Source organism: Candidatus Edwardsbacteria bacterium RifOxyA12_full_54_48, from assembly GCA_001777915.1.
Classification (GTDB): Bacteria; Edwardsbacteria; AC1; order AC1; family EtOH8; genus UBA2226.
Window position 1 is genome coordinate 124692 of the sequence record MFFN01000004.1, and the last position, 26104, is coordinate 150795.

General features: G+C 57.4%; 24 protein-coding genes and 1 pseudogene. All 25 read right to left on the reverse strand.

What is annotated here, in order from left to right; all coding sequences use genetic code 11:
• Positions 1 to 9 precede the first annotated feature (9 nt).
• The 25 genes and pseudogenes from A2273_02180 to A2273_02300 all read right to left on the reverse strand — a co-directional run bounded on the left by A2273_02180 (position 10) and on the right by A2273_02300 (position 25942).
• Positions 10 to 675 carry a hypothetical protein gene (locus A2273_02180; GenBank protein OGF07301.1) on the reverse strand — a complete coding sequence of 222 codons (666 nt, stop codon included), beginning with the start codon at positions 673 to 675 and terminating at the stop codon, positions 10 to 12.
• Positions 676 to 757: 82 nt separating this feature from the next.
• The gene (locus tag A2273_02185; GenBank protein ID OGF07302.1) at positions 758 to 1378 is read right to left on the reverse strand and encodes a hypothetical protein; all 621 of its coding nucleotides are present in this window, start codon (positions 1376 to 1378) and stop codon (positions 758 to 760) included.
• Between the two features lie 47 nt (positions 1379 to 1425).
• Positions 1426 to 1794: pseudogene (locus A2273_02190) on the reverse strand (succinate--CoA ligase subunit alpha).
• A gap of 553 nt (positions 1795 to 2347) precedes the next feature.
• Positions 2348 to 2809 (reverse strand): hypothetical protein, encoded by a 462-nt coding sequence (locus tag A2273_02195; protein OGF07303.1) that lies wholly within the window; start codon positions 2807 to 2809, stop codon positions 2348 to 2350.
• Positions 2810 to 2812: 3 nt separating this feature from the next.
• Positions 2813 to 4273 (reverse strand): F420-nonreducing hydrogenase, encoded by a 1461-nt coding sequence (locus A2273_02200; protein OGF07304.1) that lies wholly within the window; start codon positions 4271 to 4273, stop codon positions 2813 to 2815.
• Positions 4270 to 5241: an oxidoreductase gene (locus A2273_02205; protein OGF07305.1), complete on the reverse strand. Its 972-nt coding sequence runs from the start codon at positions 5239 to 5241 to the stop codon at positions 4270 to 4272. The genes A2273_02200 and A2273_02205 overlap by 4 nt, the downstream gene beginning before the upstream one ends.
• Position 5242: 1 nt before the next feature.
• A complete protein-coding gene (locus A2273_02210) occupies positions 5243 to 5644 on the reverse strand; it encodes a methyl-viologen-reducing hydrogenase subunit delta (protein OGF07306.1) in 402 nt (133 codons plus the stop codon).
• On the reverse strand, positions 5637 to 7601 hold the full coding sequence (locus tag A2273_02215; protein OGF07307.1) for a disulfide reductase: 1965 nt from the start codon (positions 7599 to 7601) through the stop codon (positions 5637 to 5639). The genes A2273_02210 and A2273_02215 overlap by 8 nt, the downstream gene beginning before the upstream one ends.
• 69 nt (positions 7602 to 7670) lie before the next feature.
• Positions 7671 to 9341 carry a fumarate reductase gene (locus A2273_02220; protein ID OGF07308.1) on the reverse strand — a complete coding sequence of 557 codons (1671 nt, stop codon included), beginning with the start codon at positions 9339 to 9341 and terminating at the stop codon, positions 7671 to 7673.
• 11 nt (positions 9342 to 9352) lie between these two features.
• A complete protein-coding gene (locus tag A2273_02225) occupies positions 9353 to 10081 on the reverse strand; it encodes a 4Fe-4S ferredoxin (protein ID OGF07309.1) in 729 nt (242 codons plus the stop codon).
• A gap of 40 nt (positions 10082 to 10121) precedes the next feature.
• Positions 10122 to 11003, reverse strand: a complete 882-nt coding sequence (locus tag A2273_02230) for a heterodisulfide reductase, subunit B (GenBank protein OGF07310.1) — start codon at positions 11001 to 11003, stop codon at positions 10122 to 10124.
• Positions 11004 to 11059: 56 nt separating this feature from the next.
• Positions 11060 to 11434: a GxxExxY protein gene (locus A2273_02235; GenBank protein ID OGF07311.1), complete on the reverse strand. Its 375-nt coding sequence runs from the start codon at positions 11432 to 11434 to the stop codon at positions 11060 to 11062.
• Positions 11435 to 11477: 43 nt separating this feature from the next.
• A complete protein-coding gene (locus tag A2273_02240) occupies positions 11478 to 11879 on the reverse strand; it encodes a heterodisulfide reductase (protein ID OGF07997.1) in 402 nt (133 codons plus the stop codon).
• 235 nt (positions 11880 to 12114) lie between these two features.
• The gene (locus tag A2273_02245) at positions 12115 to 12981 is read right to left on the reverse strand and encodes a succinate--CoA ligase subunit alpha (protein ID OGF07312.1); all 867 of its coding nucleotides are present in this window, start codon (positions 12979 to 12981) and stop codon (positions 12115 to 12117) included.
• Positions 12965 to 14143, reverse strand: coding sequence for a succinate--CoA ligase subunit beta (locus tag A2273_02250; protein OGF07313.1), 1179 nt, complete (start codon positions 14141 to 14143; stop codon positions 12965 to 12967). The genes A2273_02245 and A2273_02250 overlap by 17 nt, the downstream gene beginning before the upstream one ends.
• Before the next feature lie 256 nt (positions 14144 to 14399).
• On the reverse strand, positions 14400 to 14960 hold the full coding sequence (locus tag A2273_02255; protein OGF07314.1) for a fumarate hydratase: 561 nt from the start codon (positions 14958 to 14960) through the stop codon (positions 14400 to 14402).
• A 12-nt stretch (positions 14961 to 14972) separates the two neighbouring features.
• On the reverse strand, positions 14973 to 15818 hold the full coding sequence (locus A2273_02260) for a fumarate hydratase (protein OGF07315.1): 846 nt from the start codon (positions 15816 to 15818) through the stop codon (positions 14973 to 14975).
• 145 nt (positions 15819 to 15963) lie between these two features.
• Entirely contained in the window at positions 15964 to 17418 is a 1455-nt protein-coding gene (locus A2273_02265) for a malate dehydrogenase (GenBank protein OGF07316.1), read from the reverse strand.
• 750 nt (positions 17419 to 18168) lie between these two features.
• Positions 18169 to 19131, reverse strand: a complete 963-nt coding sequence (locus tag A2273_02270) for a hypothetical protein (GenBank protein ID OGF07317.1) — start codon at positions 19129 to 19131, stop codon at positions 18169 to 18171.
• Between the two features lie 130 nt (positions 19132 to 19261).
• On the reverse strand, positions 19262 to 20278 hold the full coding sequence (locus A2273_02275; protein OGF07318.1) for a hypothetical protein: 1017 nt from the start codon (positions 20276 to 20278) through the stop codon (positions 19262 to 19264).
• 69 nt (positions 20279 to 20347) lie between these two features.
• Positions 20348 to 21940: a hypothetical protein gene (locus A2273_02280; GenBank protein ID OGF07319.1), complete on the reverse strand. Its 1593-nt coding sequence runs from the start codon at positions 21938 to 21940 to the stop codon at positions 20348 to 20350.
• A gap of 2 nt (positions 21941 to 21942) precedes the next feature.
• Positions 21943 to 22197 (reverse strand): membrane protein insertion efficiency factor YidD, encoded by a 255-nt coding sequence (locus tag A2273_02285; protein ID OGF07320.1) that lies wholly within the window; start codon positions 22195 to 22197, stop codon positions 21943 to 21945.
• A gap of 3 nt (positions 22198 to 22200) precedes the next feature.
• On the reverse strand, positions 22201 to 22551 hold the full coding sequence (locus A2273_02290; GenBank protein OGF07321.1) for a ribonuclease P protein component: 351 nt from the start codon (positions 22549 to 22551) through the stop codon (positions 22201 to 22203).
• Between the two features lie 26 nt (positions 22552 to 22577).
• Positions 22578 to 22745: a 50S ribosomal protein L34 gene (locus A2273_02295; GenBank protein ID OGF07322.1), complete on the reverse strand. Its 168-nt coding sequence runs from the start codon at positions 22743 to 22745 to the stop codon at positions 22578 to 22580.
• A gap of 176 nt (positions 22746 to 22921) precedes the next feature.
• Positions 22922 to 25942 carry a hypothetical protein gene (locus tag A2273_02300; protein OGF07323.1) on the reverse strand — a complete coding sequence of 1007 codons (3021 nt, stop codon included), beginning with the start codon at positions 25940 to 25942 and terminating at the stop codon, positions 22922 to 22924.
• Positions 25943 to 26104 lie beyond the last annotated feature (162 nt).

Sequence of the window (26104 nt, forward strand, 5' to 3'; positions counted from 1 at the left end):
CCGTTTGTTTTACATTGCCGATTTCCTGGCCGCCTTCTGCTTGGCCAGCCCCAGGATCAGCCCCAGCGCTATGGCCAGCAGGGCCGCCGCCACCACCCGAAATTCCGGCGGCAGCATGAAATTCACCGACTGGACCGGGAGCCAGAACCAGATGATCGACCCCCCTACTATCCTGAACATATTGTCCCAGTCTATGTTTCGGTAGGTCTCGATCAGCGGCCATCTGGAGAACAATTTGCCTTTGTCGATCAGGGTGTCGGTGATCCGGTGAAAGGTCATAAAAGGAAAGCCGAACACCGCCTGAAAGAAGAACGATTTCCAAAAGGCGGTCAGCCAGGGAAATCCCCGGCCCGGCAGGTAACCCTGGTCCAGCAGGCCTTCGGTCCCGGATGAGAACAGGGGAAAGGCCAGTGTCATCATCACGCCCAACAGTCCCCAGACCAAGGCCCGCTGCCACAGCCGGATCCCGGCCAGCTGCCATTTGCCGGAGACCACCTTCCGGCTCAACAGTTCGCCCATGGTCCCCAACAGGATGAACTTGGCCATACCCATCAGATAGGGATGGGCCCGGGTGGTCATCACGAACAGTTCTCTGGTGCCGGGGATGATCAGAATGGTCAGCACTCCGCCCAGCAGCAAGGTCCAGATCAAGGAGATGGAAACGTCCACGATCATATTGTTTTATACTTCATTTCGGGATAAAACGTTTGAAATTTATTAAGTTAATCTGCGTGAATCTATGAAACCTGCGGATACGTTATTTTAGGTCCCCGGGCAGATGAATGGCGAACTTGCAGTGCTCGTCCCCGCTGATGATGGCCTCCAGCACTTCCACCCGAATCGGGGTCTTAAAGATCCCTTCGTAGATTCCCTTGTACCAACCGGCGCTGCAATGGCAGTATTCCTTGGAGACAACATTCTTGGTGGCCCGCATCAGGGGGCAGAAACAGGCTGCCATTTGTTTTTCGTAGGGCGTAGCGGCCTTGGCAAAGGCCTCCGGGTCGCGCGGACTGCGGATCTCGTAGATCACGCTGCCCTCCCGGTAGGGCTGGCCGAATTTCCCCTTGTCCGCGCCCATGGCCTCCAGCACCTTATCCACGCTTTTGGTCTCGGCGTACAGCTTGGCCAGGGCATCTATCGGCCCGGTCCCGAATTCCTCGGTGAAGACGCAGGCCCGGCCCTGCATGATCTCCTCCCTGGCCGGCTGTTCCGGAACGGCCGTCTCCAGCCTCTTCATGGCTTGTTCCGACCAGACCGCGTATTCCTCCGGGCGGTCCGGGACCTTGTCATAGCCCGCGATCACGGAGTCTCCCTTACCGGGGGCATGACGGTCTATCTGGGCCGCCCATTTTTTCATCTTATCCGCCAGCCAGGCCATATCATATTCCTTTCAAAAGATGGTGGATCAGATCGCTTGTCCCAAAACTACCGGCCCATGGCCTTCTTCATGGTCTCGCCCATCTCGGCCGGGGTCCTGGCCACTTTGATGCCGCAGGATTTCAGCACCTTCACCTTTTCGGCATAGGTGCCCTTGCCCCCGGAGATGATGGCTCCGGCGTGGCCCATCCGCCGGCCCGGCGGCGCGGTGGCCCCGGCGATGAAGGCCGCCACCGGCTTGGGAAAGTTCTTTTTTATCCAGCGGGCGGTCTCCTCCTCCTGCGACCCGCCGATCTCACCGATCATCAGCACCGCCTTGGTCTGCTTATCGGCCTTGAACAGTTCCAAAGCATCGATGAAGTTGGTGCCGATCACCGGGTCGCCGCCGATGCCTATGCAGGTGCTCTGGCCGATGCCCAGCAGTCCGTCTATGCCGTAGGAAAAAAGCGGCAGGATGACGGCGATCCGCTGATGGAGCCGGATCCCTTTCAGCCGCCAGCGTCCGGTGACCACCTTGGTACCCAGCAGTTCCCCCATGGTCCCCAGCAGGGCGAATTTGACCATTCCCATAATGAGGGGATGGGCTTTGGTGATGATCACGAAGGCTTCCCGGCTGGCGGGAAAGGACAGGCTGCCGGCCACCCCGGCCAGCAGGCCCAGCCAAATCATCGAGATAAGCAGGTCCATATGATGCGGTTCCTTCATTGAACTCTAGGTAAATGTATAGACTATATAATTAGCCACATAATGCACAAAGCACGCAAAGGAATATTATTGGCCTTTGTGATCTTAGTGTTCTTGGTGGCAAAAGATACGGTTTATCAAGGCAGGGTGCTGGTAATAGTATATTTTCAAACCGGAGGCAAAGTCAAGCATTAATTATCGTATTGGCTCCCAAGGTCAGTTTGCCGGCCTGTCAAAAGAAGAGCCTCCCGGCGTTCCGGGAGGCTCTTCTTTCCTGCGGGGGCTGTCACACCATGCCTTTTATCATTTCAATCACCGGATCTATGGCCGCCCTTACCTCAGGAGTGATATCCTCGCTTACCCGGCGGTTCTCCAGGATCTCCACCGCGATGATCTCGATCCGCTCCGGGATCTTCATATTCAGCTTGCGGCCCAGTTTCAGCGAGGTAAAGAAACCTACATCATGGACCCCGGCGCTGCGCTGGGTGCAGTCGAAATCCTCCGGCCGGAACCGGATAATCTCGCCGGGCCGGCGCAGGCCGGTCTTGATGGAATCTATTATTATGGCCGAATGGTAGCCCTGCAGTGACTCCAGGATGGCCAGCCCGCCGCTCTCGATGGTCTCAACATCTATGCCCGTAAATTTTGGGTCCTGTTTGATCTGTTCGGCAATGATCAGGCCGATGGCATCGTCCGAGGCGATGGCGTTCCCCATCCCCAGGATCAGGGTTTTGGCTTTTTCGCTCAATGGCTAATCGCGCCGCCACTGGTCGGCCAGGCTGCCGTCGGCATTATGGAGTTTCACGATCAGGGGCATCTCGCCCGGCAGGGTGTTTGTGGAGCAGGCAAAGCAGGGGTCGTAGGCCCGGAAGGCCATCTCCACCTTGTTCAGTATCCCCTGGGTGACGTGGCCGTCCTTTATCAGCTTCTGGGCGGCGCTCTTGATGTCCAGGCACATGGCGGCGTTGTTGAAGACGGTGGCCACGATCAGGTTGACGTCGGTCAGGATCCCGTTGGCGTCGGTCTTGTAATGGTGGATCAGGGTGCCCCGGGGGGCCTCCAATATCCCCACGCCTTCGCTGGGGGTCTCGGTGGGAATGGTCCTTATATCCGGCGAGGTTATCTCCGGATCCCGGATCAGCTCCAGCTGCCGTTCGGCGGAATACATCAGCTCGATGATCCGGGCCCAGTGCATGGCCAGGGTATGGTGCACCGGCTTGCCGCCCAGGGTCTGGAACATCTTCTGATATTCGGCATCGGCCAGCGGAGTGGCCATTCCCTCGGAGACGTTGAGCCGGGCCAGGGGGGCGGCCCGGACCACGCCGCTTTCCTTCCCATCAACCAGACCCTTCCATCCCACCTTTTTCAGGAAGGGGAATTTTAGGTAGGTCCAGCTCTCGACATGCTCCCGGATATGGTCCAGGTAATCCTGCTGGTCGAACTTGGCAAATTCCTTGCCGTCGGGATCCACGATCCGGATCTGGCCGTGATAGAAATTGGGACGGTTGTTCTCGTCCACCATGCCGATGTAATAGGTCTTCAGTTTGTAGACGTCGCTCAGTATAAGATCGACGTATTCCTGGTTCTTGAGCACAATGTCCTCGAAGGCCTTCAGGGTGAATTTGGCGAACTCGATGGTGGAGATTATCCATTTTTCCATCTCATCCCGTTCCTCTTTTTTCAGGGCTTTGCTCATGCCTCCCGGCAGGGCACAGACCGGATGGGTGGCCTTGCCGCCCAAAATCTCCTGGATCTTCTGGGCATAGGCCCGGTGCTTGATCACCTCGGTCCCCGCCGCCAGCCCCACTTTTTCGATCACCCCCAGGATGTTTCGCTTGGCCGGGTCGGCCTCCGGGCCCACGATGAAATCCGGCGCCCCCAGGGCGTAGAAATGGGCGATGTGGGAATGCACCATGTGGGCGTTGTAGAACAGCTCCCTCAGCTTCTTGGCCGCCGGGGTGGGATCGGCCTTGTAGACATTGTCCACCGCCTTGGCTGAAGCCATATGATGGGCCCCGGGGCAGACCCCGCACAGCCGGGTGGTTATCCGGGGCATCTCCTCCACCGGGCGGCCGATGCAGAACTGCTCGAATCCCCGGAGCTCCGGGATCTGAAAATAGGCGTTCTCCACATTCCCCTGGTCGTTAAGGAAAATATCTATCTTCCCGTGGCCCTCCAGGCGGGTGATGGGATCTATGGTTATTCTCTTCATGGCTTTTCCCCCTTTGATCTGGTGGGACTTAAGATGGCGTTGGCGCCTCCAAATCGATAGAGCGTCCCGGTTGCGTCTACCATGGAGTTGATTATCTTATCGGCTTTTTGTTCGTCCTCAAATTTTACTATGCTGGCCAGGGCCGACAGCATCTTGGCCCCCTGGTCCTTGATGTCCTTAGCCGGCCCGAAACAGCCCCGGCAGGGCATGTTGACCTTGATGCAGGCCGTCCCGCAGCCGCTGCGGGTGGCCGGGCCCATGCAGATCAGCCCCTGTTCCAGCAGGCATTTCTTGCCGTCGGGGATCACCTGGAAGGGCCGCTTGATCTCGGTGATCACCGGTTTCTCCGATTTCTCCAGGGGGCACTCGTCGCACAGGGTCTTCTCGCCGGCGATGGTGCTTCCCGCCGGGGGCAGCTTGCCGGTGACGATGGCCTCCACCGCAATCATCAGCAGGTCGGCCGGCGGCGGGCAGCCCGGAATGGTGTATTCCACCGCTACGATATCGCTCAGCTTGTAGACGTTATTGTAGAACACGGGGATGGTGATCTCCCCCTCCGGCATTTGAGTGGAGGGCTGGGGATACACTCCTTGCGGGTTGTCGGTGGAGACCGTGGTCTGGTAAGCTTTCTCCAGTATTTTTTCCCGGGTGGTGAAATTGGCCAGGGCCGGGATGCCGCCGAAGGCTGCGCAGGCCCCGTAGGCCACCATCACCTTTGATTTTTTCCTCAGCAGCTTGGCCAGGTGCTCGTTCTCCGAGTTCCGGATGGCGCCGTTGAACAGGCAGACATCCAGAAAGCCGTCCTCCATGGCCTCGACATCCTTGTATTTGAAATCCATGGCGATGGGCCAGAAATAGATATCAGCCGCCTCCACGATCTTGAGTAGCCGCTCATGGGTGTCTAATACCGAGACGTCGCAGCCCCCGCAGGTGGCCGCCCAGTATATGCCCAGTTTTAATTTTGCCATATTATTCACTCCTCCTTGGTCCCATCGCTCTCAGGTCTTCGGTAAAGGTGTTGATGACCTTCACCAGCTTGGCCCCCTCGGCGGCCGAGATCCATTCTATCCGGAGCCGGTGGGGATCTATGCCGAAATCGGGCAGAATTTTTTGCAGCATGGTCACCCGGTTATGGGTCAGCTGGTTCCCGGTGACGTAGTGGCAGTCCCCGTAATGACAGCCGCCGATCAACACCCCGTCAGCCCCTTTTTTGAAGGCCTCCAGAACATGTTGGGGATCGATCCGACTGGAGCACATCGTTTTGAGGACCACTCCGTTGGACACATATTTCATCCGGCTGGTCCCGGCCAGGTCGGCCCCGGTGTAAGTGCACCACTTACAATAGAAGCATATCATCTTGGGCTCAAACATTGCTCTCCTCCAATGCGGTGAATATCATCTCGTAATATTGCTGGTCGGAAAAATTGTTCTGCTGGGTGGCACCGGAGGCGCAGGCCGAAACACAGGCACCGCAGCCCTCGCAAAGTACCTCGTTGACCTTGGCCACTTTTTTCTCTTTATCGTACTCCCGGGCGCCGTAGGGGCAGGCCGAAACGCAGATCCGGCATCCCGAGCAGAGGTCCTCGACCACCGTAGCCACGATCGGCTCGTGCTCCAGATATTTTCCGCTGAACAGGGCCGTAACCTTGGCGGCGGTGGCGCTGGCCTGGGCCACGGCCTCCGGAATATCCTTGGGGGCCTGGGCGGCGCCGGCCAGGAAGAATCCCCCGGTGTTGCTCTCCACCGGACGAAGCTTGGGATGGGCCTCGCTGAAGAAGCCGAATTCGTCCACCGCCACCTTCAGCTTCTGGGCCAGTTCCCGGGAGTCGGACTGGGCGGTGATGGCCGAGGCCAGCACCACCAGGTCGGCGGCTATCTCCACCTTCTTGCCCAGCAGGGTGTCCTCGCCGCAGACCATCACCTTGTCGCCGTCCCGGTAGATCCGGGAGACCTTGCCCCGCAGGTAGACCACCTTCTCCTCCTCCATGGCCTGCTGGACGAACTCCTCGTACTTTTTGCCCCCGGCCCGGATATCGATATAGAAGACATAGGGCTGGCCGCCGTGCACCTTATGCTTGTAGAGTTTGGCGTGCTTGGCGGTGTACATGCAGCAGATCTTGGAGCAGTAGGGGAAATATTTCTCCGGGTCCCGCGAGCCGGCGCACTGGATGAAGACCACCTCCTGGGGGGTCTTGCCGTCCGAGGGCCTTTTCACCTCTCCCTCGGTGGGTCCGGAGGCCGACAGCATCCTTTCGAACTGCAAACCATCTATCACATCGGGGATGGTGCCGTAGCCGTACTCGGCGAATTTATTCACCGGGTGGACCTCGTACCCGGTGGCGATCACGATCGAGCCCACCTGTTCCTCGATGATCTCATCCTGCTGCTCGTAATCGATGGCGCCCACCGTGCAGACCTTGGCGCACACCCCGCATTTGCCGGTTTGGAAATAGGTGCAGCTCTCCCGGTCGATCACCGGTTTGTTGGGAACCGCCTGGGGGAAGGGGGTGTAGATGGCCTTCCGGGAGGCCATCCCTCTTTCGAACTCGCTGGAATTGTTCTTGCTGGGGCATTTTTCTGAGCACAGCCCGCAGCCGGTGCATTTTTCCCGGTCCACATAGGCGGCCTTCTTTTTGATCCGGACCTTGAAATTGCCCACATAGCCCGAAACCTCCTCCACCTCGGAATAGGTGTGAAGGGTGATGTTGGGGTGCTTGCTGACGTCGACCATCTTGGGGGTCAAAATGCACTGGGAGCAGTCCAGGGTGGGAAAGGTCTCCGACAGCTGGGCCATGTGGCCGCCGATCGATGGCTGGCGCTCCACCAGAATAACCGGATATCCGCTGTTGGCAATGTCCAGGGCAGCCTGGATCCCGGAGATCCCTCCCCCGATCACCAGGGCTTTCTTGGTGACATCCACCTTGATGGTCTCCAGGGGGCTGTCTCCCCGGACCTTCTCCACCATGGTCCGGACTATCTTGATGGCCTTAGCCGTGGCCAGGGCCTTGTCGTCATGGACCCAGCTGCACTGCTCGCGAATGTTGGCGATCTCCACCTTGTAGGGGTTGAGCCCGGCCCGTTCGGCCGCCTTTCTGAAGGTGGCCTCATGCAGGGTGGGGGAGCAGGCGGCCACCACCACCCCGCTCAGCCCCTTCTCCTTGATGGCCTTGATCACCAGGTTCTGCCCGGGATCCGAGCACATGTATTTATATTCCTCGGCATGGGCCACATCGCGGTAAGTAGAGATGGCCGAAACGACTTTCTTGACATCCACCGTCCCGGCGATATTGAGGCCGCAATGGCAGACAAAAACTCCGATTTTTTCCATCAATGGCTCCTAATTAACAGCTGTGATGTATTTGGACTGGGTTTTGCTTAGATAACGGTTTTCAATCCATCACCTGATGTTCCCCACATAGCAGGTGGTTATCTGGTTCTTCCTGACCTCGGGATTGCTGTAATCCGGCAGCAGCATGGGAGAGACCCTTTCTCCGCCGATGCCGGCGGCCTCCAGCTCCTGGTGATATTTTCTGACATGCTCCAGCCCCAGCTTTCCGTCCTTGGCTGTTGTCTTGATATACTCGGCCGCAAACCGCCCGGCCCGCCGGCCGAACACGCAGACGTCCAGCAGCGAGTTGCCCATCAGCCGGTTCTCACCGTGGATCCCCCCGGCCACCTCGCCGGCGGCGTATAGCCCGGGCAGCGAGGTCTCGGAGCGGGCGTTGATCTTCAGCCCGCCGTTCTGGTAATGCAGGGTGGGGTAGGTCAGCATCGGTTCCTTGGAGATGTCGATGTCGTGCCGTTTGTAGAGTTTCCATTTGCCCACGAATTCCTTCTCCACCGTGCCCTTGCCCTTCAGATCGTCGATCATGGGCGAATCCAGCCAGACCCCGACCTTTCCCGAGGGCGTGGCGATTCCCTTCTGGCGCTCCTCGCATTCGCGGATGAAGGCTGCGGCCTCCACGTCGCGGGGCTCGCGCTCGAACACGAACTGCTCGGCGTCGATGTTCAGGATGTTGGCGCCCATGCCCCGGAACTTCTCGGTCAGCAGCAGGCCCTCGATCTGATCGGGATAGGACACTCCGGTGGGATGAAACTGGACGGTATGCAGAAAATTCAACTCCACTCCGGCCCGGTAGCCCATCACCAGCCCGTCGCCGGTGGCCCCGTAATGGTTGGTGGTCATGAAATTCTGGATGTGGAGCCGGCCCGAGCCGCCGGTGGCCATGATCACCGCCTTGGCTTTGATGGTGAAGTATTCCTCGGTCTCGTGGTTATAGGCCACCACCCCGGCGCACTGGCCCTTATCGTTCAGGATCAGCTCCACCGCCGAGGTGAAGTCGATGACTTTGATGTCTTCGGGGAAGTTGAGGGCCTCGTCCCGCAGGGTCCGCATGATCTCGGCCCCGGTAATGTCGGCCGCGTAATGCATTCGCTTGCGGCAGGTGCCGCCGCCGTGGATGGTCAACAGCCGTCCGTCCGGGTCCTTGGTGAACATGCAGCCCAGGGACTCCAGCCAGGCCAGGGTCTCGGGCGCGTCGCCCACCAGGGCCTCGGCCAGCTCCGGCACGTTCTTGAAATGGCCGCCGCCCAGCACGTCCAGATAGTGATAGTAAGGAGAGTCCTTGTGCAATTTGGAAGCGGACTGGATCCCGCCCTCGGCCATCATGGTGTTGGCGTCGCCCACCCGCAGCTTGGTCAGAATCAGCACCTTGGCCCCGTGTTCCTTGGCCATGATGGCCGCGGCCACGCCGGCCCCGCCCCCGCCCACCACCAGCACGTCGGTGGTAAAGCGCGGGTTCAGGTCGACCTTGTCGGGGTTTACCCGGCTCCTGGCCTCCAGCTGATCCACTATCTCCGGGGAGATGGCGTAGCCCTTGTTGACTCCGACCCCGATGGGACGCTTGGAGGTTTTTTTGCAGTCCGGGTGGAAGGCGTCCAGCACCGCTTGGCGTTCCTCCAGCGACATGGCCGGCATTTCCTTGCCCTCCTTCTTCCGGCGGACCCGCTCCGGCCTGGTGGCCTCGACCTTCTTGATCAACTGTTTCAGTTCAGGGGTATATGGCATCGCTCATCTCCTTATAAATAATCGTTAGATTTCGGAGCCCATTCGTCCGTCGTGTTGTCCGGCTCGGCTTCCCGGGCCTTGTACAGCTCCTTCAGCTTGTTGACGTCAGCCTTTTTCAGCTGGTCCAGCCCTTCATTGAACTTCCCAGCCTTTACTTGCTTAACCTGTTTGGCCAGGTGCTCGGCCCGCGGTGCGATCTGCGAACCATACAGCCGCCGGGCCAGTATGGCCACATTGGCGTGGGATATCTCGGCCGGGCAGCGGGAGGTGCACAGCCCGCACATCACGCAGTCGAAGGAAAGCTCGGCCGCCTGCTCGATATCCCCTCGGATGACGGCGTTGATATAGTCCATCACTTCGATGGACATCGGGCAGGACTTGGTGCAGGTGTTGCAGGACACGCACTTGAACACCTCCGGGTACAGGGCCTTGAAGGTGTCGACGGTGGCCTTGACCTTGTTCAGGTCGTGGATGCCGCGCTTGTTGGGGAAGAAAGGCAGGACGGCCAGGTACATGCCGGGCCGGGCCATGGCCTGGCAGGCCAGACCCACTTCGATCTTGTAGCTGTCGGGCAGGCGGAAGGCTATGCCGCAGGCCCCGCAGATGCCGCCCCGGCAACCGCAGCCCCGGGTCAGCTGATAGCCGGCATACTCCATGGCCTTCATGACGGTTAGGGTGTCCGGCACCATATACTGTTTGCCCATCACGTGGATTGGGATCAGGTTTATTTTGGCTTCCATATATCTTCTCCCTTATTAATTAGAATTCGGATTTCTGATTTTATAACAGATTCTTCTGTTTAAGCAGCGGCCGGGGATCGATATGATGCAGGTCGAATTTGCAGACCTCCGCCCCCAATCCCAATCCCAGGGCCAGCAGCTGGGTGAAATACAGGATGGGGAGATCGTAAGCCTTGCCAGTTTTCTCCTGGATGTTCTTCTGGCGCTCATCCAGGTTGAAGAAGCACAACGGACAGCTGGTGACAATGGCCTCGGCGCCATTCTTTATGGCCGACGATATTATCCGCTCGGCCTTGTCGGCCACCACCTCCTGGTCCATCACGGTGTGATAGGATCCGCAGCATTCGGTGAGACAGGGATCGTACACCGCCTGGGCTCCCAGGGAGGCTATCAGATCGCCCATGACGGTCGGCATCTCCACATCATCGATGGCCGCGGCCTTGGGCCGGGTCAGCAGACAGCCATAATACGGCGCCAGCTTAAGTTCTTTCAGCGGCCGGGAGATCTTTTCCTTGATCTTGCTGAAGCCGATGTCGTTCTTCAATATCTCCAGCAGGTGCAGCACCTCCACCCGGCCCTTGTATTCGGCATCCTTGTCCTTGATGAAGAAATTGATCTTCTCCAGCTTGTCCTTATCTTGCTGCACCATCAGGTTGGACATCTTCAGGGTATGGTAACACATGCTGCACAGGGTGGTCAGCCTGTCCCGTCCCAGCTCCTGGGTATGGACCAGCAGCCTGACCGGAGCCACATGGTTGATCAGGTTGTCGGAGGCCAGGGAATAAACGGTGCCGCAGCAGTTCCATCGGGGCAGCTCATCCAGCTCCCAGCCCAGGGCTTTCATTGATTCCCTGGCCGAAAGGTCGAAATTCTTGGCGGTGTTGGAAAGGGTACAACCGGGATAATAGGATATCTTGTTCATGTTTTCTCCATTTCCATTAAACCTTAACCACAGAGGCCCAAAGACCCAGAGATAATTTATAAGATGACCCTTTTGATGCCCCGTTTCATCATGTCGGTATTAAAGTTCAGCAGCAAACCCAATTTCATTTTCGTCAACTTAAGATATGTCAACACCTGCGCCACATGGACAGGTAAAATCATCTCGACGCATTTTAATTCGACAACCACTGCTTCATTCACCACTAGATCGAGCCTGTATTTCTCGGATAGCACCATACCCTTATACTGTATCGGCAATTCCTTTTGCCGAGTGTACGGCAACCCATCCAGGTCAAATTCCTTGCACAAGCACTCTTCATATATCGACTCAAGAAGACCGGGGCCCAATGTCCTGTGCACTTCAATCGCGCACTTGATGATCCGCTCAGTTATGATATTCTCTGTGTCCAATGATTTCTCCGTGTCTCTGTGTCTCTGTGGTATAAAACAAAAATCAGCCGGACTGCTTGCGCAGGCAACTGATCAATGCGATCTGGGGAACCTCTTCCAATATCTCTTTGGGTATCTTATTGCCGTCCACCCGGTCCAGCCTTTTTCTGACCAGCAGCTGGCGCACCGCCTCCATCACCTTGGCCAGGTCGATGCCCTTGGGGCAGCGCACCCCGCAGGTGAAGCACGACAGGCAGGCCCAGATCGATTCGGAATTCTTCACCTTTTCGTACTCGCCCATCTGCAGCAGTTTCCAGATCTGGTTCGGGGCGATGTCCATCCGGTCGTGCATGGGGCAGCCAGCCGAACAGGATCCGCATTGCATGCAGCGGAAGACCTTCTCCCCGCTGATCTCCTCGATCTTCAAAAAGATCCTGTCGCCGATCCTCTCTCCGCTGAGTTGCAGGGTATCGTTGGTCTCGACCGGGGTGTAATTCAGAGGTGCTTTGGCCATTATTATTCTCCCAATTTGATATTTTTCTAAACAAAAAAGGATCCAAAAAAAGCGTTGACGATCAAAGGTGATATTGAATCCCCTTCTATTGTCCGGAAGCACCTTCCGTGAAAATTCCCTGTTTTTCAAGTTTACCACATAATTTCAAAAAGTCAATAGATAATCTGCCCTTTCAGTTTATGGCCGATCACAGAACGCTCTTCAGCGCCTTGCCCATCTCGGCCGGGCTTTTGGCCACCTTTATTCCGCAGGATTTTAATACCCTGACCTTCTCCTGATAGGTTCCCTTGCCTCCGGAGATGATGGCCCCCGCATGCCCCATCCGCTTTCCCTTGGGAGCGGTGGCCCCGGCGATGAAAGCCGCCACCGGCTTGTCGAAGTTCTTCTTTATCCACCGGGCGGTCTCCTCCTCCATGGACCCGCCGATCTCGCCGATCATCAGCACCGCCTTGGTCTGGCGGTCCTTCTTGAACAGCTCAAAGGCGTCGATGAACGTGGTGCCTATCACCGGGTCCCCGCCGATCCCAAGGCAGGTCGACTGCCCGATCCCCATCTGGGTCAGCTGGTTGACGGCCTCATAGGTCAGGGTTCCGCTGCGGGAGATCACCCCCACCCCGCCCTTCTTGTGGATGGAGGCCGGCATGATGCCGGCCTTGGCCAGGCCGGGGGAGATGACACCGGGACAGTTGGGGCCTATCAGCCGGGTTCTCTTTCCCATCAGGTAGCGCTTGACGAACAGCATGTCGTTGACCGGGACGCCCTCGGTGATGCAGATCACCAGTTCCATTTCGGCGTCTATTGCTTCGATCAGGGCATCCTTGCAGAAATTTGCCGGAACGAATATCATGGAGGTGTTGGCTCCGCCTTTCTCCCGGGCCTGGGCCACGGTGTCGAACACCGGAAAGCCCTCATGAATGGTCCCGCCTTTTCCGGGCACCACCCCGCCCACCACCCTGGTCCCATATTCGGCCGATTTCAGGGTGTGAAAGGTGCCGTGCTTTCCGGTGAACCCCTGGCATACCAGCCGGGTGTTTTGATCAATCAGAATGGCCATAGCCCTCAGCCTCCGCAACAATTTTTTTGGCCGCTTCGTTCAACGAACCGGCCGGGGTTATTTTCAAACCGGACTCAGCCAGTATCTTTTTCCCCTGCTCCACGTTGGTGCCGTCCAGCCGGGCCACTATCGGCACCTTCACCCCCAGGGTCCTGGAGGCCGAGACGATCCCCTCGGCGATCACGTCGCATTTCATGATCCCGCCGAAGATGTTCACCAGGATCCCTTTTACATTGGGGTCGCTTAAGATTATCTTGAAGGCCTCGGTCACCTTTTCGGCGGTGGCGCTGCCGCCCACATCCAGAAAATTAGCCGGGCTGCCGCCGTGGAATTTGACGATGTCCATGGTGGCCATGGCCAGGCCGGCTCCGTTGACCAGGCAACCGATGGTCCCGTCCAGCTTGATGTAGCTCAGGTCGTATTTCGAGGCCTGGACCTCGTTGGGGTCCTCCTCATTTATATCCCGCAGTGCCTGGATCTCCTGGTGGCGGCCCAGGCCGTTGTCGTCAAAGTTGACCTTGGCGTCTATGGCCAGAAGCTTTCCGGCCTTGGTCTTTACCAGCGGATTGATCTCCACCAGAGAGGCGTCCTTCTCTATGAAGAGATTGAATAACCCCCTCATGATGGCGGTCAGCTGCTTGGCCAGGTCCCCGGTGAACCCCAGTTTTCCGGCCATCTCCAGGCCATGAAAGTTCTTGAACCCGCTGAAGGGATCTATGTAAATTTTGACGATGCTGTCGGGCCTTTCCTCGGCCACCTTCTCTATCTCCATCCCGCCCTCGGTGGAGGCCACAAAGACGTATTTGCAGACCGCCCGGTCGATCAGCAGGCTGAGATAATATTCCCGGTCGATGTCCACCGCCTCGGTGATCAGCAACCGGCTGACCAGACGGCCCTGCGGGCCGGTCTGGTTGGTGACCAGGTTCATCCCCAGAATATTCCTGGCCTGCTCCAGGGTTTCCTCTTTGCTTCGGGCCAGCTTCACCCCGCCGCCCTTGCCCCGCCCCCCGGAGTGTATCTGGGCCTTGACCACATAGCCGGGGCCCGGAAGCTCGTTTAGTTTTCTCCCGATCTCTTCGAGCGACTGCACCATGAACCCCCGGTCCACCGGAACGCCGTAGCTTTTCAGCAATTCCTTGGCTTGATATTCGTGGACATTCATCTAACCTGCTCCAAATGTTATACGGATAATTTTTGTCATTTTAAGCCATGCCGAATCTGGGAAAATTCATGCTGAGCTGGGCAGTCTTCGCCCAGCTCAGTATTCTCTTCTGCTATTGAGGCAAAGGCCGAGAACGGCCTAAGATCGGGAGGTAGTCTCTGCCCTTGACCCAGCCCTTAAGGGCTGGGTCAAGAACGCCTGTCGAAAGCAAGCAAGGCTGGTCATGGCCTTCTGCTTGCTTTCACTAATGTATTCGTCAGGCTTTTTTGAATTTCTTGGGCCCTTCCTTGTACAGGTCGTTCCCCTCAGAATCGGTGGCCACGATGGCCGGAAAATCCTCCACCTCGTATTTGCATACCGCCTCGGGGCCCAGCTCCTCGTAAAGGATGGGGGTGGATTTCTTGATGGCCTTGGAGATCAGGGCCGCGGCCCCGCCGATGGCGGCGAAATACACCGCCCCCTTTTCCTTCATGGCCTTGATGACCTCTTCGCTGCGCTCGCCCTTGCCGATCATGCCCCGCAGCCCGGCTTTATGGATCATGGCCGGGGAATAGGCGTCCATCCGGTAGCTGGTGGTGGGGCCGGCGCTTCCGATGGCCTTTCCCGGCTTGGCCGGCGACGGACCTACGTAGTAGATGATCTCTCCCTTCAGTTCCACCGGCAGCTTGCCGTCCTTTTCCAGTGCCTCGCACAGTCTTTTATGGGCGGCATCCCTTCCGGTATAGATGGTTCCGGTGATCAGGACTTCGTCGCCCATCTTGAGGGACCGGGCGGTCTCCTCGGTCAGGGGGGTGGATATCTTTTTTGGATTTGCCATAATGAGATTCTCCTATAATACGCGATGGGCATGCCGGTGGGCATGACAGTTGACATTCACCGCCACCGGCAGCGAGGCCAGATGGCAGGGATGATGCTCGATATGGATGGCAAAGGAGGTGACATTGCCCCCCAGACCCTGGGGGCCGACCCCGGAATTGTTGATCCGGTGAAGGATCCTCTTTTCCAATTGGTCATATCGTTCATCCTGGTTGAGGGCATTCAGCGGCCACATCAGGGCCTTCTTGGCCAGATAGGCCACCTTTTCAAAGGTGCCGCCGATGCCCACCCCCACCACCGTGGGTGGACAGGGGTTTCCCCCGGCCTTGACGATGGTGTCCACCACGAAATCGATCACCCCCTTCTCCCCGGCCGACGGCGGCAGCATGGCCAGCCGGCTCATGTTCTCGGCTCCGCCGCCCTTGGGGGCCATGGTGATGTCCAGCTTGTCCCCGTCAACGATGTCCAGATGAATGATGGCCGGAGTGTTGTCCCCGGTGTTTTTCCGGGCGAACAGGGGGTCGTCCAGGGAAGATTTTCTGAGGTAGCCATCCTTGTACCCCTGCCGCACCCCCTCGTTGACGGCATCCTTGAGCAATCCCCCGTCGATCTTGACATCGGCGCCGATGTTGATGAAGAAAACCGACAGTCCGGTGTCCTGGCAGATGGGCACCCTTTCATCCTTGGCGATCTGGGCATTCTTGAGGCACTGCTCCAGAATGGATTTCCCCAGGGGCGATTCCTCCTGGGCCACGGCCTTCTTAAACCCGTCGATCACATCCTGGGGCAGGTCGTAATTGGCCTCCAGGCACATCTCCTTGACCGTCTCCACTATCTTTTTGTATTCGATGGTCCGCATTATGCGTCTCCTTATATTAATTTATCCTTGCCACAGAAGCACGAAGACACTGAGTTTTTCTTTGATGGTCCCAAATTATTAGACGGCTGGGCACTCGAACAAGTATTCGAATTTTCTCTGCGCCTCGGTGTCTCTGTGGTAAAGGTTATTTTATCTGGGCCACCGCCCTTTTGACCGCCGCCTCCAGCATCTCCACCGGCGGTTTTTTGATCATTCCCAGCTCCATCATCTTGTCGGTTATCTCCCGGGCCTCTTTGATATCCGTTTCGGCCTTGGTGAAGGCCTCCTGGGCGGTCATCTTCACCCGGGCCACTCCGTCCTTGATGGCCTGCATGGCCACGTCGCGGGCCTCGGTGGGAAACACCTCGGCGTCGCTCATCTTGGGGATGATATTGTCCGGCGACAGCGCTTTCTTCTCGGCGTAGTCGGCCAGCGAGTGGGCGGCGGCGATGGCCATGTTGTCGGTGATCTTCTTGGCCCGCACCATCAGCGCCCCTTTCAGGATGCCGGGAAAGCCCAGGGAATTGTTCACCTGGTTGGGAAAGTCGCCCCGGCCGGTGGCCACGATGTAAGCCCCGGCCTCTTTGGCGGCGTAGGGATATATCTCGGGCACCGGGTTGGCGCAGACGAAGACGATGGACTTGGGGGCCATCGACTTGATCCATTCCGGTTTGATGACGTTGGGGCCGGGGGTGGACAGCGAGATCAGCACGTCGGCCCCCTTCATGGCCTCCTCCATGGTCTTGACTCCCTTGGGATTGGTCTTCTGGCAGATCTCCCACTTGCGGTAATGGGCCGGATTGCTCTTGATATCCTCCCGGAATGGGCCCAGGGTGCCCTTGGTGTCGAACATGATCATGTTCTTTGCATCGCCGCCGTCGGTCTCTATCAGGCGGAAGATGGTGGTGTTGGAGGCCCCGGCGCCGTAGAATACGATCTTGACCTCGGACATCTTCTTCCCCACTATCTTCAGGGCGTTGATCAGGCCGGCCAGGGTGACGCAGCCGGTCCCCTGGGCGTCGTCGTGCCACACCGGAATGTTGCATTCCTGGCGCAGGGTGTCCAGAACCTTGTAGCAGTTGGGCTGGGAGATATCCTCCAGGTTGATGGCCCCGAAGCTGGGCTCGGCCATCTTCACGAAATCTATTATCTTCTGGGCATCATGTTCGCCCTTGCTGTTGCGGCTGTCCATGCACAGAGCCACCCCGTCGCAGCCGCCCAGATATTTCATCAAAAAGGCCTTGCCCTCCATCACCCCCAGGCCGCCCGGGGGGGTGCAGTCTCCGTCGCCCAGCACCCGGGTGGAATCCGAGACCACCGCCACCAGGTTGCCACGGTTGGTGAGGTCGAACGAGGCGTCGTTATTGTCCCTGATGGTGGTGGAGATCTTTGATACCCCCGGCGTATACCAGATGTTGAACCAGTTGAAACCATAGACCCCGGCCTTGGGCACGGTGATCATCTTGCCGCCGTAATATTTATGAAGGTCATAAGCCAGCTCTTTAAGCAGAATCGTTTTCCCCTTAGCCAACTGTTCCTGGGTGAACCCATCCGGAAACAATTCTTCCAGATTTTTCAGGGTCAAATCAAAATTCGCCATAGCCCGACTTCCTTTCATTTTTAGTAGCTTCGGTATTTTGGTTATATTATATTAAAACATAAATCGACCAGTCTTGTAAAGAAAAAAAAACCTCTCCATCGGTGTTGGTGAAGAGGTTTGTTAAATCAACATATTTCCGGGACTTTATTGCCGCCTTTGGTTCATTTGATGCCGGACAGGAAAGGTTCTCCGGCTGGACCGGAATCCCGTGGTCGCGCAGCAGCTGGCGGGCTTGGTATTCGTGAATGTTCATGATTTTTATTTAGTATTGTTAAATAAAATAGTGTTTAATGTTTTTATGCTTTGGTTGACAAATATGCAATATAACTCACAAAGCACATAGGCAAAATACTTATGAAAGGTATGAACAAAAAACCTATAACAGACGTTGATGACCCTGGTGAATTTGTATATATTGAATGCCAAATTGAAAAATGACCTGCTATTGTTGCTATAAGTGAACCAACGATCCCCCCTATGCACATGGCGTATGCTTTTCTTATAGATCCTTCTGAAGTGTAATAAAGCAAATATGCTGTTAGAACAAAAAACGGAATTAAGCTTGTTAATTCAATAAAAAATAAATTATGACCTTCTTTAAATTGTGAAACATATATCTCCTGAATTGCTATAAATAATCCGATTTTACCATAAAACACTTTTACATATAATAATACTGCTGGAGCCACAAGAACACCAACAAGCAAAGGCAAAAAAGAGCAGAATAGACGTTGTTTTAAATTCTTCATATCACGCCACCCTATTTGTCTCAATTCCCTTTTCAAAATCCGCAATATTTCTAAACGTCACTTCCAACTTCCTCAACAGCGCCTCCTGCGTCTTATAGCCTAAATGCGGCGTCAGCACTGTATTCTTCGCGGTCAGCAGGGGGTTGTCTTGGGCCGGCGGCTCGCTGCCGAACACGTCCAGCCCGGCGCCGGCCAGTTTTCCATCGTTGAGCGCCTGGGCCAAAGCCGCCTCGTCGATCAGCCCGCCCCGGGCGGTGTTGATCAGATAAGCCGAGGGCTTCATTTTGGCGATCCGCTCCGCGTTCATTATATGCTTGGTCTCGGCGTTAAGCGCCAAGTGCAGGGAAACTATGTCCGCGTTCTTCAGCAGATCATCCATACTGCAGTATGTCCCGCCCAGTTTCTCAAATTCTTCTTTTTTCACCCGGTTGTAACCCAGCACCTTGCAGCCGAAGGCGGCGAACAGTTTTGCCGCGGCCAGCCCGGTGGCCCCGGTGCCTACTATCCCCACGGTCTTGCCCTTGAGCTCGACGCCATCGGGGAAGGCATAGAACTTTTCTCCGGTCTGGCGGGCATGGGCATCGCCCCTGGGAATGCTGCGGAGAAGCGATAACGCCAGGCCCAGCGCCAGCTCGGCCACCGAGTCGGTGGAATACCCCGGGGTGTTGTAGACCGCGATCCCCTTCTCCCGGCAGGCCGCCAGGTTCACGTGGTCGTACCCGGTAAAGGAGATGGAGATCATTGACAGCGCGCAGTTCCGGATGGTCTGGCCGTCTATCGGCAGACTGCCGGTGATCAGGTACTTGGCGCTGCCCATCATCTCGGTCAGCGGTTTGCCCCCGGCCAGCTCCGAACCCTTCCAGACCAGTGCATGTCCGGGCAGGATCTCAGCAAAGCGCTGCTGCACCAGCTCCCGGGGCACGCCCAGCGTCTGGATCAGTATGACCTCTGAAGGTTTGTTCATTGATCGAAAAGTGGAATAATTACTGATTTGGGTGTCTGCATAAATAAAACCTCTTCCTTAAAATAACGAAGAGGTTTTATCAGCCTGTTAATCCACGGCCTTTTTATCTGCTATCCTTGACATTGCTTTTTTATCTTCCGCCTTTGGCCTTTTTGCCGCGGGGAACAAAGGGCTCCGCCGGGCGGCTGGCCATGCCGCTGGCAACGGTGGTGCTTCTTAGGGAATTATCTGTCTTGACCGCCGTCTGCGGCCTGGGCCCCTTGGGACTTTTGCTCCTCGACTTGAAATCATTCACCGGCCGTGGAGCCGGCCTTTCCCTGGCGGGCTGGGGCTTTGGCGGAACGGGCCTGGCCTGAGGCTGCACCTTGCCGGCGGACTGGGGTTTTGGCGGAACGGGCCTGGCCTGAGGCTGCACTTTGCCGGCCGGCCGGGGCTGCGGCCCCCTGCCTTTTGGGGCTCCCCGGAATTTTCCCCGGTCGCCGCCTTCGTGACGGGGGGCGGACGGGGTTCCTCTCTGGCCGGGCTTATCTCCCGGCAAACGCGGGGCGATTATCACCCGGCGGAAATCGGCGTTGCCCACCGCGAAGGTCTTGACGTCGGGGTTGTTCTCCAGGGTCTTGTGGACGATCTTCCTCTGGTGGGGCGGCATCGGTTCCATCTTGTGCTCCTGGCCGCTTTCCTTGACCTTGGCCGCCAGCTGCAAAGCGCGGGTTTTCAGGTCGTCGTTCTGCTTCTCCCTAAAGCCCCCGATATCCAGGCGGACCTCATATTCCGAGTCACGGTAGATCTTGTTGATAAGATATTCCATGGCGGTGATGGCCGCCCCTTGGTTGGCCTGGAGGTATTTTTCGCCCTCGAAAGAATCTATGGTGGCTACCAGAAGGTTTCCCTCCTCGTGGAAGGAACTGACCATGCCCGGGATATCCATCTTTTCCAGGATGCCCTCCACCAGCCGCTTGACCCTGGGCTGGGGAAGCACTTTGAGCCTGACCTTGGCCGGCTTGCCCCCGAATATTCCCAGAAATCCGGCGGAGCCCAAGCTGACTATCTCTATCTCCACGTCCTCCCGGTGGATCCCCATTTGCGCCAGGCCCTTGTCGATGGCCTGTTCAACTGTCTTGGCCTCTTTTTCTATGAATACGCTCATTTGGTTCTCTTTTGATTTGGTTCTTAATTTAAAAGTGATGTCTGTCCCGCCTTGGCAATGAACGGCGGATCAGTCCTCGATGGGTTTGTGGCGGATATGGATGATGTACTGTTCGCCGATGGAAAGGATGTTGTATATCAGCCAGTAGAGGTTAAGCCCGGCCGGCAGGCTGCTGAATATGAACACCATGAACGGCGGCATCATATAGATCATGAATTTCTGCTTGGGGTCCACCGTGGTCATCTTCTGCTGGAAGAACATGGCTATCCCCATCAGGGCCGGCAGCACATAATAGGGATCCTTGATGGCCAGGTCGTTGATCCAGAAGATGAACGGGGCCTGGCGCAGTTCGATGGTGTTGGCCAGCACGCTGTACAGGGCGAAGAACACCGGCATCTGGAGAAGCAGCGGCAGGCAGCCGCCCAGCGGATTGACCCCGTGCTTCTTGTACAGGGCCATGGTCTCCTGGTTCAGTTTGCCGGGATCCTTCTTGTACTGTTCCTGGATCTTCTTCATCTTGGGCTGGAGCTGCTGCATGTGCTTCATGGACTTCATGCCCTTGTAGGACAGCGGGAAGAAGGCCAGCTTGATGATGATCGAGAACAGGATGATCACCAATCCGTAGTTGGGAATGAAGCTGTGCAGGAACAGCAGCAGCCATAATATCCCGCGGGTCACCGGCTGCAGGGGTTTCCACCCGGTATCGGCCACCTTGTCAAGCTGGGGGAAAACCCCGGCCAGTATCTGATGCTGGATGGGACCCAGATATACCACAATGCTGTCGTAGCCGGATGGTTCGGCCTTCAGCGAGAGCCGGCTGGAGACCCGACCGTCATTCAGCCCCTGCTTGACCGCCACTGCTTTCTTGTTGGACGGGATCATGGCCGCCAAAAAATACTTGGTGCGCACCCCGCTGAAAATTATATCTCCAGGAACTTCATCAATATCCGGGTTGGCTAATTTTTTTGCCTTGTCGGTCTCCAGCTTCTGGCCCAGCATCGAGACAGCGGCGTACTCGTTCTCGTCTATCTTCTGGTCCTTCTCGGTAAAATTGAGCCCGCAGTTCCAGAAAAGATTATAGCTCCTGCCCAGGACAACGTTATCCGGCTTTTCCAGATAGATGTTAAGCGCCAAGCCCGAACCATTGTCCAACACGGCATAGCGTTTTTTGACGATCAGCCCGTTGCCCAGTTTGATCTGGTAGGTCACCGATCTGTCGGTCTCCTCAGACACCATGAATGCATACTGCGAAAGATCCACCGGAACGCCGTTGGCGGCAAGGTCCATGGTCAGGGCCCGGCCGTTCTCCGGGATCAACTGGACCGCCTGGCCGTCCGGCAGTTTGTAGCCCTTGAGATCGTACTCCACCAGACAGGCCCCCTGATTGCTGAACACCGCCCTGAGATCGGCGGATTCCAGCGTTGACTGGACCACCGGGATCTGCGGGGCGGTTTCCTGGACCGAAGCCCTGTTTGGGGTTTGAGCAACTATCGTGGCTTCCGGCTGTCCGGCGGTGCTTTCCGCCTCCGGCAGGCCGGCCGCCGGCGATTGTTCCTGCGGCGGCTGGACCGGGGCTTGGCCCTTGGGGCTTAAATACTGGAAAGCCACAAATACCCCCAGGATCAGTATCAGCGCGACAAATGTTCTCTTGTTGGAATCCATTACTAAATATTCTTCCCTTCTTTTGTTTTGAGGCCGGGGACCGGGTCATAACCGCCGGCATGGAACGGATGGCAGCGCAGCACCCGGCGGACAGCCAGCCACGATCCGCGCCACGGCCCGTGAGTCCTGACGGCCCCCAGGGCATAGACCGAGCAGGTGGGGCTGTACCGGCAGGAATCGGGCAACAGCAGGCCCACCGTTATCCGGTAGAATTGGATGACAGATGCCAATATGAATGTCAGCAAGCCTCTCAGCATGTTTTAATTATCCTCCGATACAATCTTTCCCCGTTTGATAAGCTCGGCCATCGCCTCCCGCACCCTGATGTATTCAATAATCTGATTTGCGGAGAATACCAGATCGTAGCCCGGCTTCAGCCGGCATTTGATCCTGCGGTAGGCTTCGCGCATCCTGCGTTTCATCAGGTTTCGGGACACCGCCTTTCCCAGTTTTTTCCTTACGATAAAACCGGCCCTGGTGCCGGGCGCCCCCTTCCTTTGGCTGAAGATCAGGGAGATCCCGTCCTGGCCCAGGCGGGTGCCGGTTTTCAGAGCTTCGGTAATGTCCTGCGACCTCCGCAGCCGTTCATCCTTTTTGAATGTCTGGTCCATTACCGTCAACTGCCGCCCTCCGGCCCTTAGGTGTGCTTCAGGCTGACTTTTTCGTCGGACACCGTCAGCTTATGGCGGCCCTTGGCCCGGCGGCGGGCCAGTATTTTCCGGCCGTCAGCCGTTTCCATCCGATTGCGAAAACCGTGCTTTCTGGCCCTCTTCACCTGGCTTGGCTGGTAGGTTCTCTTGGTCATTTAATCCTCCTGTTTGGTTATCCAATGTTGAAAAGATGTATTTGCAAATTAGCGTATTATGATAGCTTAAAACAGCCCCAAAGTCAAGGTTTTTTAAGCCTTTGGGGGCCGTTTTGAGGTCGTGGCATCGCTAAAAGGGCCGCCCTTTAGGGCGGCCCTTTGTGGACAAAAGATATTTATCTTACTATCATCAGCTTCCTGGTGGAAACAAAGTCTCCTGCCTTAAGCTGGTAGATATAGACCCCGTTGGGCAGGAGATTATTGTTCCAGTTGATCTGGTGGTACCCGGCAGGCTTGGTTCCGATATCGAACCGTTTGACCGCCTGGCCCACCACGTTGTAGACCGTCAGGCTGACCTTCGATTCCCTGGGCAGCTGGTACTTGAAAGTGGTCTGCCCTCTTGAGGGATTGGGGTAGGCGTTGCCCAAGGCATAAACCTTTGGAATCGAGCCGGCCGGCCGGCCGGTTACGCCGGTCAGGTTATACAGCCAAACAGTCCTCGACGAACTTTGATTCCGGTTAAGATCGTGAGCGTGATCCCGGGCGCTGACCGAATAAGCTACGATCAGGCTGTCTCCCGCGGCCAATATCTGGGCCGGGATGTTGGCGGCAAAGGTATCTGCCGTGGCCCTGTTCATGGCCACGCTGTCCCCGTCGTAATGCAGAAAGGCCGTAAAGATGCCGGAAAAATCCCGGATGACCGCTTTCACCGGGTAGGGCCCGTAGCCGCCGATGGAATCCGCGTCATCCGGCAGGCTGTCCCACCAGGCGATGGTGGGCGGAACATTGTCCAGGTAATAGATGGGGTAGGTCAGAAGGTTGCCGGTCATGGCCGTGCCCAGCCCCAGGTTGTTGGTGGTGCCGCTTTGCGACAAGGGAACGATGTTGAGGTAATTCAGGCCCCACAGCAGGGAATCGCCGCCCCAGGCATAGGTCCAGTCCACCGTCTTGCCGGATCCATTCACCGAAGCCTGGTGCCAGGCCTCCTGCCCGGTCATCCATTTATCCAGCACATGGTCCAAAGTGATCCAGTTGGGCGGCCAGTTCACCGAGGCCGTGCCGGTGATATATGGCCGATGGGTATAACTGCGGTGGTTGGTGCTGCTGTCGACGACTGCCGTTATGCCGGTGTCCCACTCCCTAACCGCATCGATCACCGTCACGCTGCTGCCGCCGTTGTTCACCACGTAGATCCTGTTGCTTACCGGGTTCACCGCCAGGTCGCAGGGGGCGGGGCCGGCGGCTATGGCGCAGGTCGTATTGGTGGCCCCGTCGATCACCGTCACGCTGTCGTTGCCGACGTTGGCCACGAAGATCATGTTGCTTACCGGGTTGACCGCCACGTCATAGGGCGATGGTCCGGTGGCCACCGTAGTGGTGTCGTTGGTGGCCCCGTCGATCACCGTGACGCTGGCGCTGCCTTCGTTGGCCACGTAGATCCTGTTGGTCAGCGGATTGACCGCCACCGCCCGGGGTTTGGCGCCCACGGTCACTGTGGCCGTGTCGTTGGTGGCCCCGTCGATCACCGTGACGCTGGAGTCGTTGTAGTTGGCCACGTAGGCCTTGTTGGTCAGCGGGTTGACCGCCACCGCCCGGGGATTGGCGCCCGCCCATACGGTGGCCGTGCCGTTGGTGGCCCCGTCGATCACCGTCACGTTGGCATTGCCGTAGTTGGCCACGTATATCTTGTTGGTGGCCGGATTGACCGCCAGCGCGAAGGGGGCCGACCCGGTGGCCACGGTGGCGGTGTCGTTGGTGACCCCGTCGATCACCGTGACGCTGGAGTTGTTGCCGTTGGCCACGTAGACCTTGTTGGTCACCGGGTTCACCGCCACCGCCCGGGGGGTGGTCCGGGTGGGCACCGTGGTGGTTCCGCCGCTGGCTCCGTCGATCACCGTGACATTGTTGTCGTAGTAGTTCGCCACGTATGCCTTGTTGCTTACCGGGTTCACCGCCACCGCCCAGGGGGTGTCCCCGGCCGCCACCAGCGTGGTGTCGCCGGTGGCCCCGTCGATCACCGTGACATTGTCGCTGTTGGTGTTGGCCACGTAGACTTTATTCGTTACCGGGTTCACCGCCGCATCATAGGGGATGGATCCGGCCGCCACGGTGGTGGTAGCGTAATGGCCGCCGTCGATCACCGTCATATTGTCGCCCATATGGTTGATGCTGTAGATCTTGTTGGTGGCCGGGTTGACCACTATGGCCTGGGGCCAGGTAAAATTCCCGGTGGAGATATTGGTTACGGCATGGGTGGCCCCGTCGATCACCGTCACGCTGTCCCCGGTATCGTTGGCGGTGTAGATCTTATTGGTCGCCGGGTTCACCGCTATGGCCTGGGGAGGCGATCCCAGGGCCACTCTGGTCTTGGCGTGGGTGGCCCCGTCGATCACCGTTACGCTGTTGTCGTTGTAGTTGGCCGCGTAGATCTTGTTGGTCACCGGGTTCACCGCCAGAGCTTGGCCTTCGCCATCCAATAACACGGTGCTGGTGTCGTCATGGCTGTCCCCGACCACCATCACCAACCGGCCGTCGCCCCTGGTGGCATAGACCATGTCGGTGGAGGGGTTCACCGCCACCGCAAAGGCGTAGGTTCCGCTGGGGGCTATGTTGATGGTCTCCACCCAATTATCAATACCGGACAACTCGGTCAGGTAATGGCTGCCGGCGTTGGCCACGTAGATCATGTCGGTCACTGTGTTCACGGCTATGGCGTAGGGCACGTCTCTTCCCGTCACCTTCACTGCGGAATTGTTGGTCCCGTCGATCACGGTGATATTGGCGCTGCCCTCGTTGGCCACGTAGATCTTGTTGGTCATGGGATTCAGCGCCACGGCGCGGGGATGGGTACCGGTCGCCACGGTGACGGTGCCATGGGTGGCCCCGTCTATCACCGTTACGGTGCTGTCGTCATAGTTGGCCACGTAGATCTTGTTGGTGTATGGATTGACCGCCAGGGCTATGGGATACTGGCCCACCCTCACCCTGGTCGCAGACAGGGTGGCTCCGTCTATTATGGTGACGCTGTCGGCGTACCGGTTGGCCACGTAGATCTTGTTGGTGACCGGGTTCACCGCACCGGCCACCGGCCAGGAGCCGGCTTTTATGGTGGCGGTGGCCCAGTCGGCCCGGCAGGTCGCCGCACCGCCCAGAAGCGTTGCCAGCAAGGCTAAAAACGGGATGATTATTTTTTTCATATCTGTTCCTTGTGAATTATGTTTTCAGGGAAAGCGCCACCAGTTTTTGATGATCCATTGTGAACATTTATGTTATCTTAAAACCACCCTAAATGCAAGATGAATTTCATTATGCCAGACAAAAGGGGCCGCCCCTTTGGGGCGGCCCCTTGGCAAAAAAGA

Coding starts and splice junctions, on each gene's coding strand:
- A2273_02180 (OGF07301.1), bottom strand. CDS start 675: ATGATCGTGGACGTTTCCATCTCCTTGATCTGGACCTTGCTGCTGGGC.
- A2273_02185 (OGF07302.1), bottom strand. CDS start 1,378: ATGGCCTGGCTGGCGGATAAGATGAAAAAATGGGCGGCCCAGATAGAC.
- A2273_02200 (OGF07304.1), bottom strand. CDS start 4,273: ATGAAGAGAATAACCATAGATCCCATCACCCGCCTGGAGGGCCACGGG.
- A2273_02205 (OGF07305.1), bottom strand. CDS start 5,241: ATGGCAAAATTAAAACTGGGCATATACTGGGCGGCCACCTGCGGGGGC.
- A2273_02210 (OGF07306.1), bottom strand. CDS start 5,644: ATGTTTGAGCCCAAGATGATATGCTTCTATTGTAAGTGGTGCACTTAC.
- A2273_02215 (OGF07307.1), bottom strand. CDS start 7,601: ATGGAAAAAATCGGAGTTTTTGTCTGCCATTGCGGCCTCAATATCGCC.
- A2273_02220 (OGF07308.1), bottom strand. CDS start 9,341: ATGCCATATACCCCTGAACTGAAACAGTTGATCAAGAAGGTCGAGGCC.
- A2273_02225 (OGF07309.1), bottom strand. CDS start 10,081: ATGGAAGCCAAAATAAACCTGATCCCAATCCACGTGATGGGCAAACAG.
- A2273_02230 (OGF07310.1), bottom strand. CDS start 11,003: ATGAACAAGATATCCTATTATCCCGGTTGTACCCTTTCCAACACCGCC.
- A2273_02245 (OGF07312.1), bottom strand. CDS start 12,981: ATGGCCATTCTGATTGATCAAAACACCCGGCTGGTATGCCAGGGGTTC.
- A2273_02250 (OGF07313.1), bottom strand. CDS start 14,143: ATGAATGTCCACGAATATCAAGCCAAGGAATTGCTGAAAAGCTACGGC.
- A2273_02255 (OGF07314.1), bottom strand. CDS start 14,960: ATGGCAAATCCAAAAAAGATATCCACCCCCCTGACCGAGGAGACCGCC.
- A2273_02260 (OGF07315.1), bottom strand. CDS start 15,818: ATGCGGACCATCGAATACAAAAAGATAGTGGAGACGGTCAAGGAGATG.
- A2273_02265 (OGF07316.1), bottom strand. CDS start 17,418: ATGGCGAATTTTGATTTGACCCTGAAAAATCTGGAAGAATTGTTTCCG.
- A2273_02270 (OGF07317.1), bottom strand. CDS start 19,131: ATGAACAAACCTTCAGAGGTCATACTGATCCAGACGCTGGGCGTGCCC.
- A2273_02275 (OGF07318.1), bottom strand. CDS start 20,278: ATGAGCGTATTCATAGAAAAAGAGGCCAAGACAGTTGAACAGGCCATC.
- A2273_02280 (OGF07319.1), bottom strand. CDS start 21,940: ATGGATTCCAACAAGAGAACATTTGTCGCGCTGATACTGATCCTGGGG.
- A2273_02285 (OGF07320.1), bottom strand. CDS start 22,197: ATGCTGAGAGGCTTGCTGACATTCATATTGGCATCTGTCATCCAATTC.
- A2273_02290 (OGF07321.1), bottom strand. CDS start 22,551: ATGGACCAGACATTCAAAAAGGATGAACGGCTGCGGAGGTCGCAGGAC.
- A2273_02295 (OGF07322.1), bottom strand. CDS start 22,745: ATGACCAAGAGAACCTACCAGCCAAGCCAGGTGAAGAGGGCCAGAAAG.
- A2273_02300 (OGF07323.1), bottom strand. CDS start 25,942: ATGAAAAAAATAATCATCCCGTTTTTAGCCTTGCTGGCAACGCTTCTG.